At 42.3% G+C, this 14,181-nt stretch carries 17 protein-coding genes; 1 reads left to right on the top strand and 16 read right to left on the bottom strand.

The window, feature by feature from the left end:
• Position 1: 1 nt before the first annotated feature.
• Genes hisE through hisZ form a run of 9 tightly spaced genes read right to left on the bottom strand, consistent with a single transcriptional unit; the run spans position 2 to position 6,460 of the window.
• Positions 2-331, bottom strand: a complete 330-nt coding sequence (gene hisE / locus AC5KOD_RS00780; protein WP_496912645.1) for a phosphoribosyl-ATP diphosphatase — start codon at positions 329-331, stop codon at positions 2-4.
• The gene (gene hisI, locus AC5KOD_RS00775; RefSeq protein WP_496912644.1) at positions 306-641 is read right to left on the bottom strand and encodes a phosphoribosyl-AMP cyclohydrolase; all 336 of its coding nucleotides are present in this window, start codon (positions 639-641) and stop codon (positions 306-308) included. The genes hisE and hisI overlap by 26 nt, the downstream gene beginning before the upstream one ends.
• Complete coding sequence (gene hisF, locus AC5KOD_RS00770; RefSeq protein WP_496912643.1) at positions 635-1,396, bottom strand: imidazole glycerol phosphate synthase subunit HisF; 762 nt, start codon at positions 1,394-1,396, stop codon at positions 635-637. Before hisF ends, hisI begins: the two co-directional genes overlap by 7 nt.
• Entirely contained in the window at positions 1,396-2,112 is a 717-nt protein-coding gene (gene hisA / locus AC5KOD_RS00765; RefSeq protein WP_496912642.1) for a 1-(5-phosphoribosyl)-5-[(5-phosphoribosylamino)methylideneamino]imidazole-4-carboxamide isomerase, read from the bottom strand. The genes hisF and hisA overlap by 1 nt, the downstream gene beginning before the upstream one ends.
• Positions 2,109-2,717 (bottom strand): imidazole glycerol phosphate synthase subunit HisH, encoded by a 609-nt coding sequence (hisH, locus tag AC5KOD_RS00760; RefSeq protein WP_496912641.1) that lies wholly within the window; start codon positions 2,715-2,717, stop codon positions 2,109-2,111. Before hisH ends, hisA begins: the two co-directional genes overlap by 4 nt.
• Complete coding sequence (hisB, locus tag AC5KOD_RS00755) at positions 2,718-3,305, bottom strand: imidazoleglycerol-phosphate dehydratase HisB (protein ID WP_496912640.1); 588 nt, start codon at positions 3,303-3,305, stop codon at positions 2,718-2,720.
• A gap of 43 nt (positions 3,306-3,348) precedes the next feature.
• Positions 3,349-4,623 carry a histidinol dehydrogenase gene (gene hisD / locus AC5KOD_RS00750; RefSeq protein ID WP_496912639.1) on the bottom strand — a complete coding sequence of 425 codons (1,275 nt, stop codon included), beginning with the start codon at positions 4,621-4,623 and terminating at the stop codon, positions 3,349-3,351.
• Positions 4,624-5,268: an ATP phosphoribosyltransferase gene (gene hisG, locus AC5KOD_RS00745; protein WP_496912638.1), complete on the bottom strand. Its 645-nt coding sequence runs from the start codon at positions 5,266-5,268 to the stop codon at positions 4,624-4,626.
• Positions 5,261-6,460 (bottom strand): ATP phosphoribosyltransferase regulatory subunit, encoded by a 1,200-nt coding sequence (gene hisZ, locus AC5KOD_RS00740; RefSeq protein ID WP_496912637.1) that lies wholly within the window; start codon positions 6,458-6,460, stop codon positions 5,261-5,263. The genes hisG and hisZ overlap by 8 nt, the downstream gene beginning before the upstream one ends.
• Before the next feature lie 219 nt (positions 6,461-6,679).
• Here hisZ and hisJ point away from each other — a divergent pair, with 219 nt between their 5' ends.
• On the top strand, positions 6,680-7,504 hold the full coding sequence (gene hisJ, locus AC5KOD_RS00735) for a histidinol-phosphatase HisJ (protein WP_496912636.1): 825 nt from the start codon (positions 6,680-6,682) through the stop codon (positions 7,502-7,504).
• Positions 7,505-7,573: 69 nt separating this feature from the next.
• On the opposite strand, the gene lpdA is transcribed toward hisJ, so the two are convergent.
• The 7 genes from lpdA to AC5KOD_RS00700 all read right to left on the bottom strand — a co-directional run bounded on the left by lpdA (position 7,574) and on the right by AC5KOD_RS00700 (position 14,168).
• Positions 7,574-8,962, bottom strand: a complete 1,389-nt coding sequence (gene lpdA, locus AC5KOD_RS00730) for a dihydrolipoyl dehydrogenase (protein ID WP_496912635.1) — start codon at positions 8,960-8,962, stop codon at positions 7,574-7,576.
• Positions 8,963-8,994: 32 nt separating this feature from the next.
• The gene (locus AC5KOD_RS00725) at positions 8,995-10,191 is read right to left on the bottom strand and encodes a dihydrolipoamide acetyltransferase family protein (RefSeq protein WP_496912634.1); all 1,197 of its coding nucleotides are present in this window, start codon (positions 10,189-10,191) and stop codon (positions 8,995-8,997) included.
• A 75-nt stretch (positions 10,192-10,266) separates the two neighbouring features.
• Positions 10,267-11,250 (bottom strand): alpha-ketoacid dehydrogenase subunit beta, encoded by a 984-nt coding sequence (locus AC5KOD_RS00720; RefSeq protein WP_496912633.1) that lies wholly within the window; start codon positions 11,248-11,250, stop codon positions 10,267-10,269.
• Between the two features lie 15 nt (positions 11,251-11,265).
• Complete coding sequence (locus tag AC5KOD_RS00715; RefSeq protein ID WP_496912632.1) at positions 11,266-12,255, bottom strand: thiamine pyrophosphate-dependent dehydrogenase E1 component subunit alpha; 990 nt, start codon at positions 12,253-12,255, stop codon at positions 11,266-11,268.
• A 16-nt stretch (positions 12,256-12,271) separates the two neighbouring features.
• Complete coding sequence (locus AC5KOD_RS00710) at positions 12,272-13,090, bottom strand: Cof-type HAD-IIB family hydrolase (protein WP_496912631.1); 819 nt, start codon at positions 13,088-13,090, stop codon at positions 12,272-12,274.
• A gap of 20 nt (positions 13,091-13,110) precedes the next feature.
• Positions 13,111-13,386 carry a PTS sugar transporter subunit IIB gene (locus tag AC5KOD_RS00705; protein WP_496912630.1) on the bottom strand — a complete coding sequence of 92 codons (276 nt, stop codon included), beginning with the start codon at positions 13,384-13,386 and terminating at the stop codon, positions 13,111-13,113.
• A 20-nt stretch (positions 13,387-13,406) separates the two neighbouring features.
• Positions 13,407-14,168: an SDR family NAD(P)-dependent oxidoreductase gene (locus tag AC5KOD_RS00700; RefSeq protein WP_496912629.1), complete on the bottom strand. Its 762-nt coding sequence runs from the start codon at positions 14,166-14,168 to the stop codon at positions 13,407-13,409.
• Positions 14,169-14,181: the final 13 nt, after the last annotated feature.

The raw sequence follows: 14,181 nt of genomic DNA, 5'->3' as shown, positions 1-14,181 counted from the left end.
TCTATAAATCCGTAATTTCTGCACGGTCTTGCGTCTTACTGATTTTCCCTTGACGTTTTTGTAGCTCTTGTTCGACCTCAATCAAGCTGACGCCCTGCTCAACTAGCACAACTAGTAAGTGATATAATAAATCCGTACTTTCAGCAATCAACTCCTCTTTATCACCATTCTTAGCGGCAATCACAACCTCTGTCGCTTCTTCTCCTACTTTTTTTAATATCTTATCTAATCCCTTTGAAAACAAATAAGTCGTATAGCTTCCATCCTTAGGAGCTACTTGCCTCTCTAAAATCTCTTGATATAGCTCAGTCAAACTTGTCACGAGGCTCATCCTCTCTGATTTTTTGAAAAAAACAACTATGTGCGCCCGTATGACAGGCCACCCCTTTTTGCTCGACTGCAATCAATAAGGTATCACAATCACAATCCAAGGTGATACTTTTAACAATTTGAAGATGTCCACTAGTTGCGCCTTTATGCCACAGCTCTTGTCGTGACCGAGAATAGAACCACGTCTCATTTGTTGCCAATGTTTGCTCATAACTCTCTTCGTTCATGTACGCAAGCATCAGCACCTCTTTCGTTTTGTTATCCACAATAATCGCAGGTACTAGTCCCTTAGAAAAATCTGGCACTACCATCTAACTGCCACTCCTTCCTGTTTTAGCTCCGACTTAATCTCATCAATCGTCAACTCACCGTAATGAAAAATCGAAGCGGCTAATGCTGCTGATGCCTCTGTTTTCTTAAAGACATCTACAATATGTTGAACTGTGCCACAGCCACCAGAAGCAATCACTGGCACCCTAACCGCCTCTGCTACAGCTTTTGTTAAAGCCAAATCGTAACCATCCTTGGTACCGTCTCCATCCATACTAGTCAATAATAATTCTCCTGCTCCCAGCTCAACCACCGTTTTTGCCCATGAAACAACCTCTAACCCTGTATCAACTCGGCCACCTTGACTAAAGACATGCCACCTCTTAGACGACGGGTTGAACTTAGCATCAATCGCAACTACCATGCACTGATTACCAAATTTTTCAGCTCCTTCTTGAATCAATTCTGGCCGTTTGATCGCAGCTGAATTTAAAGAAACCTTATCAGCACCCGCTCTTAATAGTTTCTGCATATCGGAAACTGACTGAATGCCACCACCAACAGTCAACGGAATAAAAACCTCTGCAGCAGTCTCACGAACAACTTCCACCATCGTTTTCCGTCCCTCTACAGTCGCTGTAATATCGAGAAAAACTAGCTCATCGGCACCTGCTTCTGAGTAAGCCTTCGCAATCTCAACAGGATTTCCTATATCCTGTAAATCAACAAAATTGATCCCTTTCACCACTCGCCCTGCCGTCACATCTAAGCAAGGAATTAGCCGTTTAGTTAACATTAATCACCAACCTCCACAACATCCGACATCGTCAAATTTCCATTGTATAAAGCTTTACCGCTAATGACACCGTAGACACCTAATGACTTAACAGCTTCTAAATCAGCTCGAGAACTAATACCTCCTGAAGCAACCAAATTAAGCTTCGGTACTCTTTCCGTTAAGCCGGTTAGCTGAACCAGATTTGGCCCTAAAAGAGTCCCATCTTTAGCAATATCTGTAAAAATAATCGTCTTAACACCTATTGCTGCCATCTCTTGAGCAACCGTTAAGTAATCACGATTTGAGACATCGAGCCATCCACGAGTCGCTACCAAACCATCCTTTGCATCAATCCCTACTGCAATTTTAGCCCCATGTGTCTGCACAGCTTTAGCAACAAATTCAGGATCTTCAACAGCCTTTGAACCAATAATCACACGCGACACGCCACTCTCAAGATACGTCGAAATTTGTTCCATCGACCGAATCCCTCCGCCTACTTGAATAGGAATATCAACAGCTGTCAAAATCGCTTTAATTACCTTTAAATTAGTCAAATCCCCACTCAATGCGCCATCAAGATCAACAATATGCAATGCTTGAGCCCCTTCATCAGCAAATGCCTTCGCTTGCTTAATTGGATCAGGATTGACCACTGTTTCTTGAGCAAAGTCACCTTGATAGAGTCGGACGCATCGCCCTTCTTTTAAATCAATCGCTGGATAGACTATCATACCCCCACCACTTTCCTAAATGCTCTTAATAGTTTCTGCCCCGCCTCACCGCTTTTTTCGGGATGGAACTGTGTGCCGTAAACATTACCTTTAGTAACCACACCAGGAACTAGCCCCCCGTAATCACTTGTCCCTAAAAGATATTCCTCTGAACACTCAACTAAGTATGAATGAACATAATAAAAATATTCACCATCAAGCTGATTGACTAACGAATTAGTCCCAGTCACCTGTAACGAATTCCATCCCATATGTGGAATTTGTAACCCGAGCTTGGTTGGAAATGGAATCACCCGACCAGGAATTAACCCTAGCCCTGCCGTTTCACCATATTCCGAGCTTTCTTCAAATAATAACTGCATGCCCAAGCAAATTCCTAAAAGAGGAATTCCTTTTTCAACTGCTCCTAATAACGGAGCAAGTAACCCCCGTTCTGTTAAAGTTGCCATGGCTTTAGGAAAAGCTCCAACTCCTGGTAAAACTAACCCTTTAGCAGCCAATAGGGTCTTTGGCTCAGCTGAAATAATCGTTTCCATCCCAGCTTTTTCAAATGCCTTACTCAAACTGCGTGTATTTCCTGTATCATAATCTACGATAACAATCATCTAAAGCACACCCTTAGTAGAATTGATGCCCTTAATAGCCGGGTTCACTTCAATCGCTTGGCGCAACGCTCGACCAAAAGCTTTAAACAGTGCCTCAATCTTATGATGCGTATTTTTGCCATAAAGAACCTTCAAATGAAGAGTCATTTCCGCATTAAAAGCAAGCGCCTGAAAAAATTCCTCAACTAACTCTGTATCAAACTCCCCTACTTTTGGCGAATCAAAATTTGCCTCAAATACTAAATAAGAACGACCACTCAAATCCAGTGCAACAAACCCAAGACTTTCATCCATTGGCACATACTCATGACCGTAACGGTTAATTCCAACCTTTTCACCAAGGGCTTCTTTCAAACACTTGCCAATCACAATCCCAATATCCTCAGTGGTATGATGGCTATCAACTGCCAAATCACCCTCGGCCTGACATTTAAAGCTAATTCGGCTATGACGAACAAATAACGTAAGCATATGATCCAAAAAACCGATACCTGTGGAAATCTCACAAACTGGATCACGCTCATCCAGTGCCAAATAAATGCCAATTGACGTTTCCGCTGTCTGTCTCTCTAATGACGCCTTTCTCATAACATCTCTCCTCATAGTTTGCTAATAACTTACTTCATATTATCTACTCAAATCTGATCTGGATTGCACGTGCATGAGCTTCTAATCCCTCTTCTCGTGCTAGAATCATAACCTGTTCTTTTTCTAAAGCCAGCGCCTCCTTTGTGTAAGAAATAAAAGCCGTTCGCTTAACAAAGTCCTCCACTCCCAAAGGTGAAAAGAAACGCGCTGTCCCACTTGTAGGCAAGACATGATTGGGACCCGCTAAGTAATCACCTAACGGCTCTGAAGCGTACGCACCAAGAAAAACTGACCCCGCGTGCTTGATTCGACTTAGATGAGCCATCGGATCGACAAGCTGAATTTCTAAGTGCTCTGGCGCAATGTCATTCATCAACGCAAACTGCGTCGCCAAATCAGGCACAATAAAGATTGCCCCATGATCAACTAATGCCTGTCGAGCGATAGTCTCACGAGGTAAACTAGCTAATTGTTTATCAAGTTCTTTTTGAACCATTTCTGCTAGCTTTTGACTAGTCGTGATTAAAATAGCTCGCGCCAACACGTCATGCTCAGCTTGAGATAGCAGATCAGCGGCAATAAACGCGGGATTGGCCGATTCATCCGCTAAAACAACGACTTCTGAAGGGCCAGCAATCATATCAATTGCAACCGTTCCAAATAAAATTTTCTTAGCTGTGGCGACGTAAATATTGCCTGGACCCACAATTTTATCAACTTTGGGAACTGATTGAGTCCCATAGGCCAACGCCGCAATCGCCTGAGCTCCACCAATCTGATAAATTTCCTCAATTCCGCATAATTTAGCCGCGGCCAATAATCCATCTGGCAATCCTTCAGGTGAACCTGGTGTCACCATTACAATCCGCTTAACACCAGCAATTTTAGCAGGCAATGCATTCATCAAAACCGAAGACGGATAACGAGCTGTTCCACCTGGGACATAAATTCCGACCGTCTCAATTGGTCGTACAAGCTGGCCTCGAACAACCCCAGCTGTTTCAGCATCAACAAAGCCTTGTTGTTTTTGTTTTAAATGAAAAGATTCAATATTGCCTTTCGCTACCTCTAACGCTTCAATCACCTGTTCATTCGTCCTTCGATAGCCTTCCTCAATCTCTTCACAGCTTAACCTAAGCTCTTCAAGTTCAACTTGATCGAACTGCTTCGTGTACCGTCGCAATGCATCATCACCATGCTTCTTGACCTCTCCAATAATCGCCTTAACCTGTTCTTCAATAACTAAGTCCTGTGCTTCGTTTACTGTATCAGCCACATACGCCTTCAATTCAGCTAAATCACCTGTTATTATTCTCATTTAGACGCCTGCCTTCTTTCTTTGGATATGTTCCTCCAGTTGATCGACTAACTGACAAACCGCTTGCTTATTTCTTTTAAGGGACACACGATTGACAATTAATCGGGTTGAAATTGGCATCATCTCTTCAAAAATAATTAAGCCATTTTCTCGTAACGTATCACCTGTTTCAACTATATCAACAATCGCATCAGCCAACCCTAATATGGGGGCAATTTCAACTGATCCCTCAATCTTAATAATCTCAATATCCTCGCCTTTTTCACGAAAATAACGAGCTGCGGTATTCGGATATTTGGTTGCAATAATTTTTCGACGATAATCAGTCATTTCATAAGAAGGAATCGAAGCCACACAAAACTGACACTGACCTATTTCCAAATCTAGCATTTCAAAATGCTCGTTTTCATCCTCATACAAGACATCACTCCCAACAATCCCAATATCCGCCACACCTTGTTGTACATATGTCAGGACATCAACAGCTTTAACTAAAATAAACTCATAATCATCATGAGGACTCTCAAAAACTAGCTTACGTTTCTTATTACGTAAAAAATCACACTTAATCCCCACTTCTTCCAATAAATCAATGGTTTTCTGTTCGATACGCCCCTTAGTTAAGGCAATTTTCAATTTATTCATGCCCTAGACCTCCATCTACTCCCACCTGCTCACTAATCCCTTCTTGCGAAACAACTAACACACGAGGAATTTGCCACTTTTTAGCATGTGCCACTGTATCCCTCAATTCTCGGTGTAAACTCAAACTACTGTCAGGCACATTTTCCAGTAACTCCTCTGCCGCTCTCAAGGAATCATCAGCGAAGTGAATCAAGGTTTGAATCCCCTTAGGCTTATCCAGCTCACCTTTTCGTTCTTTGATATAAATAATTCGATCTAAGTAAAAGACTAAACCAACGGCCGGCACCGGCTCCACTGAAAATTCAGCCAATAACTTGTCATAGCGACCTCCACTTAAAAAACAATCAGAAGACTGATCCGTATACCCTTTAAAAGTCAATCCTGTGTAATAATTAAACTCTTGCACTAATCCAATGTCTACCGTCAGTGATTGAGTTGGATACACCTGCTGAACCTGCTTGATTAACGACTCTAACTCAGAAATAGCCGATATAATAACAGGGTGCGTCGTAACATCCAGAACCTCTGCTAAAATATCAATTGAACCAAATAGTCGTGGTAATTTTGAGACTAGTGGGTATAACTCATGCGCTCGATAATCGGCTAGAAAAGTCTGCATCCCAGAAGAATTTTTACTCTGAAGCAACCATTTAAATTGTTCCTCAGCCTCACCTGTTAACCCAAATTCTTTCGTAATTGTTTGAAAAATTGCCGCATGCCCTAACTCTATTTGAAAATTAGTCAGTCCACTTTTTTGAGACACACTAATCGCATTGATTAAGCATTCTGTTTCAGCTTTTAAGGAATCATAACCGATTAACTCCATTCCAGCCTGTAGCTGCTCATTATATTCACCTGAATGCCCTTTATTCATTCGAAAAACCTTGCCACTATAAGAAAGTTGCACAGGTGGTATCACACCGGTTGTGCTAATGACTCGCCCAATTGGTAATGTCATATCTGGACGCAGTACAACAATTCGTCCCTGATCGTCAAAAAAACGATACCGAGACGTCGCCTTTTGAGCCATTCCATCAAACACCTCTTCAAATTCAATCAGCGGTGTTTCAATTCGTTGATAACCGCGTCCCATAAAATGTCGATTAACCAGACTTTCAAGTCGATGGCTCTGAACGGCCTCTTTAAATAATTTGTCTTTCGTTCCATTTGGTAAACTACGATTCCACTTCATCTCGTCACCCCTCATTGATTTTTAATTAAAAAATAAAGACAAAACAATGATAAAACTCACAGAATATTATATCTATCCTAGCAATTATCACGACTAAAGTAAATCATTTTCCATGTAAAAAATCATTTTTTCTCATAATTTCGACATTTCCTCCCCAACTAGGAGCCATCTAGTGGTATAATTTGTCCAAACTCACTGATGATAATGGAGGTCAGTCAATTGAAAAAAGATGGACACACTCATACCGAATTTTGCCCACACGGCAGTTTTGAACCTACAGAAAAAATGATTCAACAGGCAATTCGACTTGGATTTACAGAATATTCTATTACAGAGCACGCTCCGTTACCACCTGATTTTGGCAACATATATGGAGGAAAATTGGAAGGGCTAGCCACTGCCAGTATGGCTTTTAATGATCTGCCACTTTACTTTACCACAATGGAATCCTTGCAAAAAAAATATGCCAGTGACCTTAAAGTAAATATTGGCTTTGAAATAGACTATTTACCAGATTTTGAGGGTTGGACAAAAGCCTTTCTTGACGAATATGGGCCACGTACTCAAGATGGCGTCCTTTCTGTTCACTTTCAACCTGGGATAGCGGGATGGTGGTGTTTAGACTATACACCTGAGGAATTTGAAAAAGGGTTGGTTAACTACTATTCTGATTTTTCAGCCATTTATGATATTTATTTTCGCTTAATTGCGGACTCCATACAGGCTGATTTAGGCCCCTATAAACCAAAACGACTAGGACATCTAACCCTTATTAAAAAATTTGAAACATTCTTCTCAGCTGAAACTGACTTTACAAAGGACAACTGGTTGACAATTTCTCAACTCCTAAAGCAGATTGCAGAAGCCAATTATCAACTAGATATTAACACTGCTGGACTAGATAAACCATTCTACAAACAGCTCTACCCATCTAAAGATATTCTATCAAAAGCTCAAAGCTTGGGTATTTCAGGATGCTACGGCTCAGACGCTCATCAAATCGCCGAAGTTGGGCGTTACTATTACAAATTTCTCGAACATTAATAAGTAGAGGGTGAGACACTCGTCTCACCCTCTACTTATTACATTTATATTTTTAGATGAATCCCTTATTTACATATGAATAGGTAAACCTTGAGCTAGCTCTGCTGTCTCCATAATCGCTTCAGCAAGCGTGGGATGGCCATGGACAGTTAGTGCCAAATCCTCGACCGTTAAATGAGTTTCAACAGCTAAGGTTATCTCCGTAATCAGCTCACTCGCATTTACACCGACGACCTGTCCGCCAAGGATCGTCGAATCACGATCAACAATTAAACGGATAAACCCTTCAGATTGATTAAGCGAAAGAGCACGACCATTTCCTTGTAAAGGAAATTGATACGCTTTGGCCGATAGTCCTTTGGCCGTTGCTTCTTTCAATGTCAAGCCAGTACTTGCTAATTCTGGATCAGTGAAACAGATCGCTGGCATTGCTTGATAATCCTTTTGAACCTTATGACCCGAAAGTACCTCCGCAGCAACTTTGGCATCGTAGCTAGCCTTATGAGCTAAGGCTAAGCCTTCAATCACGTCTCCAATTGCCAAAATATGGGACTTCTTCGTTCGGTAATCAGCACCAACTGGAATCAAACCTCGCTCATCAACCTTAATCCCTACTTTTTCCAAACCGAGCTGATCAGTATTTGGCCGTCTTCCGACTGTAACCATTACATAATCAGCCTCAACCTCTTGTAACTGGCCGTTGATTTCATATCGAACAGTGACACCATCTTCTGTCACAATCCCTTCCTTTGCAAGTGCATTTGTATGAACCATTACTCCTTTTTTCTTAAAGGAACGCGCAACATGCCTTACCATATCTGCTTCATAGCTTGGTAACAGACTCGAAGAGCCCTCAAGTATGGTAACCTCTGTTCCAAGATTAGCATAAGCCCCACCTAGCTCAGACCCAATTACACCACCACCGATGATAACAAGTCGCTTCGGAATTTCTCTCAAATTCAAACCACCTGTCGAATCAATAATTCGGTCACCAAAAGGAAATCCTTTGATCTCTATCGGGCGACTTCCTGTTGCGATAATTGCTTGCTTAAAGGTGTATTCCTTCCGCTCTTCTGAATCAACGGCGATTGTATTAGCATTAATAAACGTCGCGTTCCCTTTTAAAACAGTTACCTTGTTCTTTTTTAATAAACCTTCAATTCCATTTGTGAGTGACTTGACCACTGTCTCATTTTTCCAGACCTGAGTTTGCTGAAAATCTAAGCTCACCTGCTTCACACGAAGACCTAAAAAGTCAGAATGTAAACTTTCTTGGTAACGATGTCCAGCAGTAATTAACGCTTTAGAAGGAATACAGCCGACATTCAAACAAACCCCACCAATTGCCGTTTTTTCGACAATTGTAACGTGTTGCCCCAGCTGTGCCGCCCTAATTGCAGCCACATATCCACCAGGTCCCGATCCAATTACAAGTGTTTCAATCTTATTTTTAGTCATAATGTCCCCTTCTTTCCACCTTTATCTATTATCTATACAAGTAACTTGTAGGGACACTCTAGTAGCGCGACAAGGGTTGCTAAAAAACTGGCAACAGGTGCGCCATCACTAACACGATGATCAAATGATAAACTTAATGTTACACTTGGGCGCAATTCAACTTGCCCCTCTGCACCTTTATAAATCCCGTCAAATATGCTACTAACTCCAAGAATAGCAACTTCTGGTGCATTAATAATTGGATTGAACTGCCTTACCACCCCTGCTCCCAAAGAACTTATAGTAAAGGTGCCACCTGACATATCTTCTCCCGTCAGCTTACCCTCTCGCGCTTTTTGAGTCACACTCTTCACCGCGACTGCCAGTTCACTTAGAGTCATTCGAGCCACATCCTTGATGACAGGAACAACCAATCCTTCCGATAAAGCCACTGCCAATCCAATGTTCACTTGGCCAAATTCGTGAATACCATCTGCTAACGCATGGGCATTTAATCGCGGAAACTCCTGCAATGCGATTCCCACTGCCTTAACAATTACTTCCATATAGCTCAAGCGCTTATTCGCTTTGTCCTCAACAATAGGCAATAGCTGTTCTCGAAGAAGAACTAATTGGCTTAAATCAACCTGGGCATTCATTGTCACATGAGGGATAGTTGCTTTACTTGCTACCATTGAATCCGCGACGGCCTTTCGCATTCCTTGCCAAGGAATAAGCGTCTCTTGATCAAGCTCCTGTCTAACTGACTGATAAAAATTCGCAACATCCTCTTTATGAATACGACCATTACGCCCACTACCTATGATTTTCGCTAAATCAAGCCCTCGCTCCCGAGCAAGCTTACGGGCGGCTGGAGTCGCTGGCTGCTTCTGATCATGGAGCAACTTCGTTGTTGCTGTTACTACAACTGTTTTTTCCAAATGATCCGCTTGAATCGTTTCTGAAATCACACTCTCCTCGGCGCTAGGTGGCGTCTCTGGTACCTCTTCACCAGCAACTCCAAGATACGCGACAATCGAATTTATCGGAGCACTTTCATCTTCTTTATAATACCGCTTAAGCAAAATCCCTTCTTCATAGGCTTCAACCTCTATTGCAATTTTATCTGTCATCACTTCAAAAATTGCCTCACCAACCTCAACAGAATCGCCTTCTTCTTTGAACCATTGAGTAATACTTCCCTCTGCCATCGTTGAGCTTAATTTCGGCATAAGTACTTCATGAGCCATTCTCAGTCCTCCTCTATCCACACTAGTGCTACTCTTTTAATCAAAAGTCCTTCATTCTCTCGAGTTGGGTCTTAATTAACCTTTCGCCATCATCTCGCGACACGCCTCAACAATATCTGAAACCTGAGGGACGGCCAATTTTTCCAGCTCAGGATGATAGGGAATCGGAACCTCTTCACCTGCTAGGCGAACAATTGGTGCATCTAAGAAATCAAACGAATCATTTTCTACAATAACACTGGCTAACTCTGCACTAAACCCACTTCTTTTAACTGCTTCGGTCACAACAATAGCTCGCCCAGTTTTTTTAACTGACTCAATAATCGTTTGCTTATCTAGTGGCACAATCGTCCGTGGATCGACCACTTCAATCTCGATCCCTTCTGCAGCTAAATGGTCTGCTGCTTCTAATGCTTTGTGCACCATAATCCCTGTTGCAACAACAGTAATATCCCCACCTTCTCGTTTAATATCAGCTACGCCTAAAGGAATCATGTACTTTCCTTCTGGCACATCCCCACTCGTTTTATAGCAAAGCTTATGCTCATAAAACATCACAGGATTGTTATCTTCAATCGCCGCATGTAATAAGCCTTTAGCATCATAAGCCGTCGCAGGTTGAACCACCTTGAGTCCAGGTACATGAGCTGTCCAATTCTCTAAGCTTTGTGAGTGTTGCGCAGCAGCCCCGGTCCCTGAGCCTCCCGGTGTTCTCATCACTAGTGGAATCATCGCCTTCCCGCCATACATGTAATGAATTTTTGCTGCTTGATTAACGATCTGATCCAAGGCAATCGTAATAAAATCTGAAAATTGTAACTCATAAACTGGACGCATTCCGGTCATAGCCGCTCCCACAGCTGTGCCTGCAATCGCACTTTCTGAGATGGGTGTCGACCGAATCCGCTCTTCGCCAAATTCTTCTAGCATCCCTCGCGTTACTCCAAAAGCACCGCCATAAACACCGATGTCTTCCCCCATTAAGAAAACATCCTGATCCTCATCCATGGCCTCAGTTAAGGCTTCTCTTACCGCTTCTAAATAAGTAATTTCTCGCATTCTTTTAGTTCCCCCTTAATCTGAATATACATCGTCATACAATGCCGTCACCGCTGGCATCTCGCCTGCCTCAGCATATCTGACCGCTTCCTCAATTGATTCTTTCGCCCGCAAACGAATCTCTTCGGCTTCTTCTTCAGTAAATAACCCTGCGGCTATAAATCGTTCTTTAGCTAATTTAATTGGATCTCGATTCTTCCGCCAATCCTCTTCCTCTTCCTTCGTTCGATATTTTTTGGCATCCGATTTTGAATGTCCCTTCCACCGATAGGTCAAGGCTTCAATCAGCGTTGGACCGTCACCTCTTCGTGCTCTTTCAACCGCTTCATAGGTCGCATCAATCACAGCAATTAAATCGTTGCCATCTATCGTGAGTCCCTCTATGCCGTAAGAGCTTGCTCGGTCACTAAGATTAGCAACCCGAGTCATTTTTTCAACGGGTCCGCTCATCCCATATTTATTATTTTCAACAAAAAAGACCACAGGTAACTCCCAAACAGCCGCTAGATTAATCGACTCGTGAAAGCTCCCCTCATTAGTCGAACCATCTCCCGCATAACAAAGAGCAATTCTATCCTGCTTCTTAAGCTTGGCAGTCAACGCCGCTCCCGTTGCAATCGGATAACCACCGCCGACAATTCCATTAGCCCCGAGATTTCCCGTCTCCAACTCGGCGATATGCATCGAGCCACCTTTCCCTTTATTCGTTCCATTAGTCCTACCAAAGAGTTCCGCCATCATTCCATTGACATTGGTCCCTTTAGCAATTGTCTGACCGTGCCCTCGATGAGTCGCAGTAATCCAATCCGTTTGCCTTAGAACTGCGCCACTACCTGTAGCCGTTGCTTCCTGTCCAACAGCCAAATGGGTAGTTCCGTGAATAAGTCCACGAGCGAACAGCTGATCCACTTTTTCATCAAAGAAACGAATGGTCCACATAGTTTCATATAAACTAATTAATTCATCATCGCTTAAATGAGCTTTATTCGGTATTGACATTGTCATCATCATTTTCCTCCATTTAATCATCATTTCGAGTAAACTGTTTAATCGCCGCAGCGACTCCTGAGTGATTATTTGATTTCGTCACATAATCACTCAGCTCTTTAATTGTCTGGGGACTATTTGCCATAGCGACGCCAACACTTGCTAACTGTAGCATCTCTAAATCATTGTAATTATCGCCAATTGCTAATAGTTGATCCGTCGACAGGTTCAAATGAGTCAACAACTGTTGCAGAGCCGTTCCCTTATTGATTCCTTTTGGGACAACTTCCAAATAATGCGGCTCACTAAAATAACAATCTACTGATTGTAAAAGTTCTGAATGTGTCGCTTGATAAAATTGCTCAAGTTTTTCTGGCTTCCCTACTATCATAAATTTATAAAAGGCCGTCTGCCTGTCTAACTGCGATACCTCACAATACTGCAAAGGAACCGCAGATAAATAACTTTCTCTAACTGTGTAAGAATTGATCTCCGACTTAAATGAAACAATCCCCTTTTCCGTAAAACCATGGACACCTACTGAATAAGGTTCTATCAGCTGACAAATCATTTCAGCGGTCTGTCTAGACAACTGCTTAGAAAAAATAGGCATTTTAGCTTTCCGATTCATAACTAACGACCCGTTATACGCCACATAATAAGATAAGTCGGTGGGCAAACGAAGAAGCTCGCTGACCTTCTGAACCCCTTGAATCGGTCGTCCTGTACATAAAACAACCTCAATCCCTTGTTGCTGTGCCACTAAAACCGCTTCTCTATTAACTACTGAAATTACCTTGCGATCATCCAGTAAGGTACCATCAATATCTAGTGCAATTACTTTTATTGTCATTGTTTTTCAAGCCTTCACCGTTATGATAAGTGATGAATAATCTCATCACAGCATTGTTCCATCCCCATTTTAGTAATGAAGGCTGTCCCATTAACAATTGGGCACTCATCATTAAAAGAATGTGGCCCAATCGCCACGATTACAGTTGGATTGATCTCAGCTAGTGATACCTCATAAATACTCCCACCAATCACCTCAACCTCAATCCTTTGTTCCTTTAAATAGGTTGTAATAAACTCTGTAGCAAAATTTAATTTATTTTGCGATGTACCTGAAGCTACTAAAATTTTTTTCATTTTTCTCGTAACCTTTCCATTTAATAAGTACGTCCGCCATCTGCTAAGATGATCTGACCATGAATATAAGAACTCTCAGGACTCGCTAAAAATAGCGCTAAATTCGCAATGTCCTCAGCTTGACCAATACGGCCAATCGGAATTTTTTTTATCAGCTCGTCGCGACTCGCTTCCGTCGGATACAGATGATCTAAAATCTCCGTCTGGATTACCCTTGGAGCAATCGCATTAACATTAATTCCTAAAGGACCCAACTCTTTTGAAACAGTTCGCATCAACCCATGCTGACCAGATTTTGAAGCCGCATAGTGTGCGCCTCCACCAGTCCCCGTAATCCCCGATCCCGAGGTAATAAAAATAACTTTCCCCGGACGGTTCTGTTGACTGCTCTCTAAGAAATCGTTATGGAAGGCCTTTACCGTATAAAAGGAGCCCCCCAAATTAATTGCCAAAACGCGCTCCCATTCATCTGCTGCAATTTCAGCAATTGTATGACGATAGCTGATTCCAGCATTAATAACTAACACATCAATCCGTCCAAAAACGCGCATAACTTCTTCCCTTGCAGCAGTCAATGTCGCCATCTTACTGACATCCGTTTTGACAAAAAGCGATGCACCATACATCTCACTCAGCTCAACTGCTAAAGCTTCGCCTGCCACTGAATCAAAGTCTAAAATAACCGTTTTAGCGCCCTTTTTAGCAAAACTTTCAACAATACAACGCCCAATTCCTTTAGCTGCTCCTGTCACCACAACGACTTTCTCGCTAAATTCACCCATTCTTTCAGCTCCT

It is taken from the genome of Vagococcus sp. WN80Y (genome assembly GCF_059621045.1).
This window is presented reverse-complemented; position numbering and strand designations above follow the sequence as displayed.

Bases quoted from the DNA above. Each gene is read 5' to 3' on its own strand.
- hisE (WP_496912645.1), bottom strand. From the start codon at position 331: ATGAGCCTCGTGACAAGTTTGACTGAGCTATATCAAGAGATTTTAGAG.
- hisI (WP_496912644.1), bottom strand. From the start codon at position 641: ATGGTAGTGCCAGATTTTTCTAAGGGACTAGTACCTGCGATTATTGTG.
- hisF (WP_496912643.1), bottom strand. From the start codon at position 1,396: ATGTTAACTAAACGGCTAATTCCTTGCTTAGATGTGACGGCAGGGCGA.
- hisA (WP_496912642.1), bottom strand. From the start codon at position 2,112: ATGATAGTCTATCCAGCGATTGATTTAAAAGAAGGGCGATGCGTCCGA.
- hisH (WP_496912641.1), bottom strand. From the start codon at position 2,717: ATGATTGTTATCGTAGATTATGATACAGGAAATACACGCAGTTTGAGT.
- hisB (WP_496912640.1), bottom strand. From the start codon at position 3,305: ATGAGAAAGGCGTCATTAGAGAGACAGACAGCGGAAACGTCAATTGGC.
- hisD (WP_496912639.1), bottom strand. From the start codon at position 4,623: ATGAGAATAATAACAGGTGATTTAGCTGAATTGAAGGCGTATGTGGCT.
- hisG (WP_496912638.1), bottom strand. From the start codon at position 5,268: ATGAATAAATTGAAAATTGCCTTAACTAAGGGGCGTATCGAACAGAAA.
- hisZ (WP_496912637.1), bottom strand. From the start codon at position 6,460: ATGAAGTGGAATCGTAGTTTACCAAATGGAACGAAAGACAAATTATTT.
- lpdA (WP_496912635.1), bottom strand. From the start codon at position 8,962: ATGACTAAAAATAAGATTGAAACACTTGTAATTGGATCGGGACCTGGT.
- AC5KOD_RS00725 (WP_496912634.1), bottom strand. From the start codon at position 10,191: ATGGCTCATGAAGTACTTATGCCGAAATTAAGCTCAACGATGGCAGAG.
- AC5KOD_RS00720 (WP_496912633.1), bottom strand. From the start codon at position 11,250: ATGCGAGAAATTACTTATTTAGAAGCGGTAAGAGAAGCCTTAACTGAG.
- AC5KOD_RS00715 (WP_496912632.1), bottom strand. From the start codon at position 12,255: ATGACAATGTCAATACCGAATAAAGCTCATTTAAGCGATGATGAATTA.
- AC5KOD_RS00710 (WP_496912631.1), bottom strand. From the start codon at position 13,090: ATGACAATAAAAGTAATTGCACTAGATATTGATGGTACCTTACTGGAT.
- AC5KOD_RS00705 (WP_496912630.1), bottom strand. From the start codon at position 13,386: ATGAAAAAAATTTTAGTAGCTTCAGGTACATCGCAAAATAAATTAAAT.
- AC5KOD_RS00700 (WP_496912629.1), bottom strand. From the start codon at position 14,168: ATGGGTGAATTTAGCGAGAAAGTCGTTGTGGTGACAGGAGCAGCTAAA.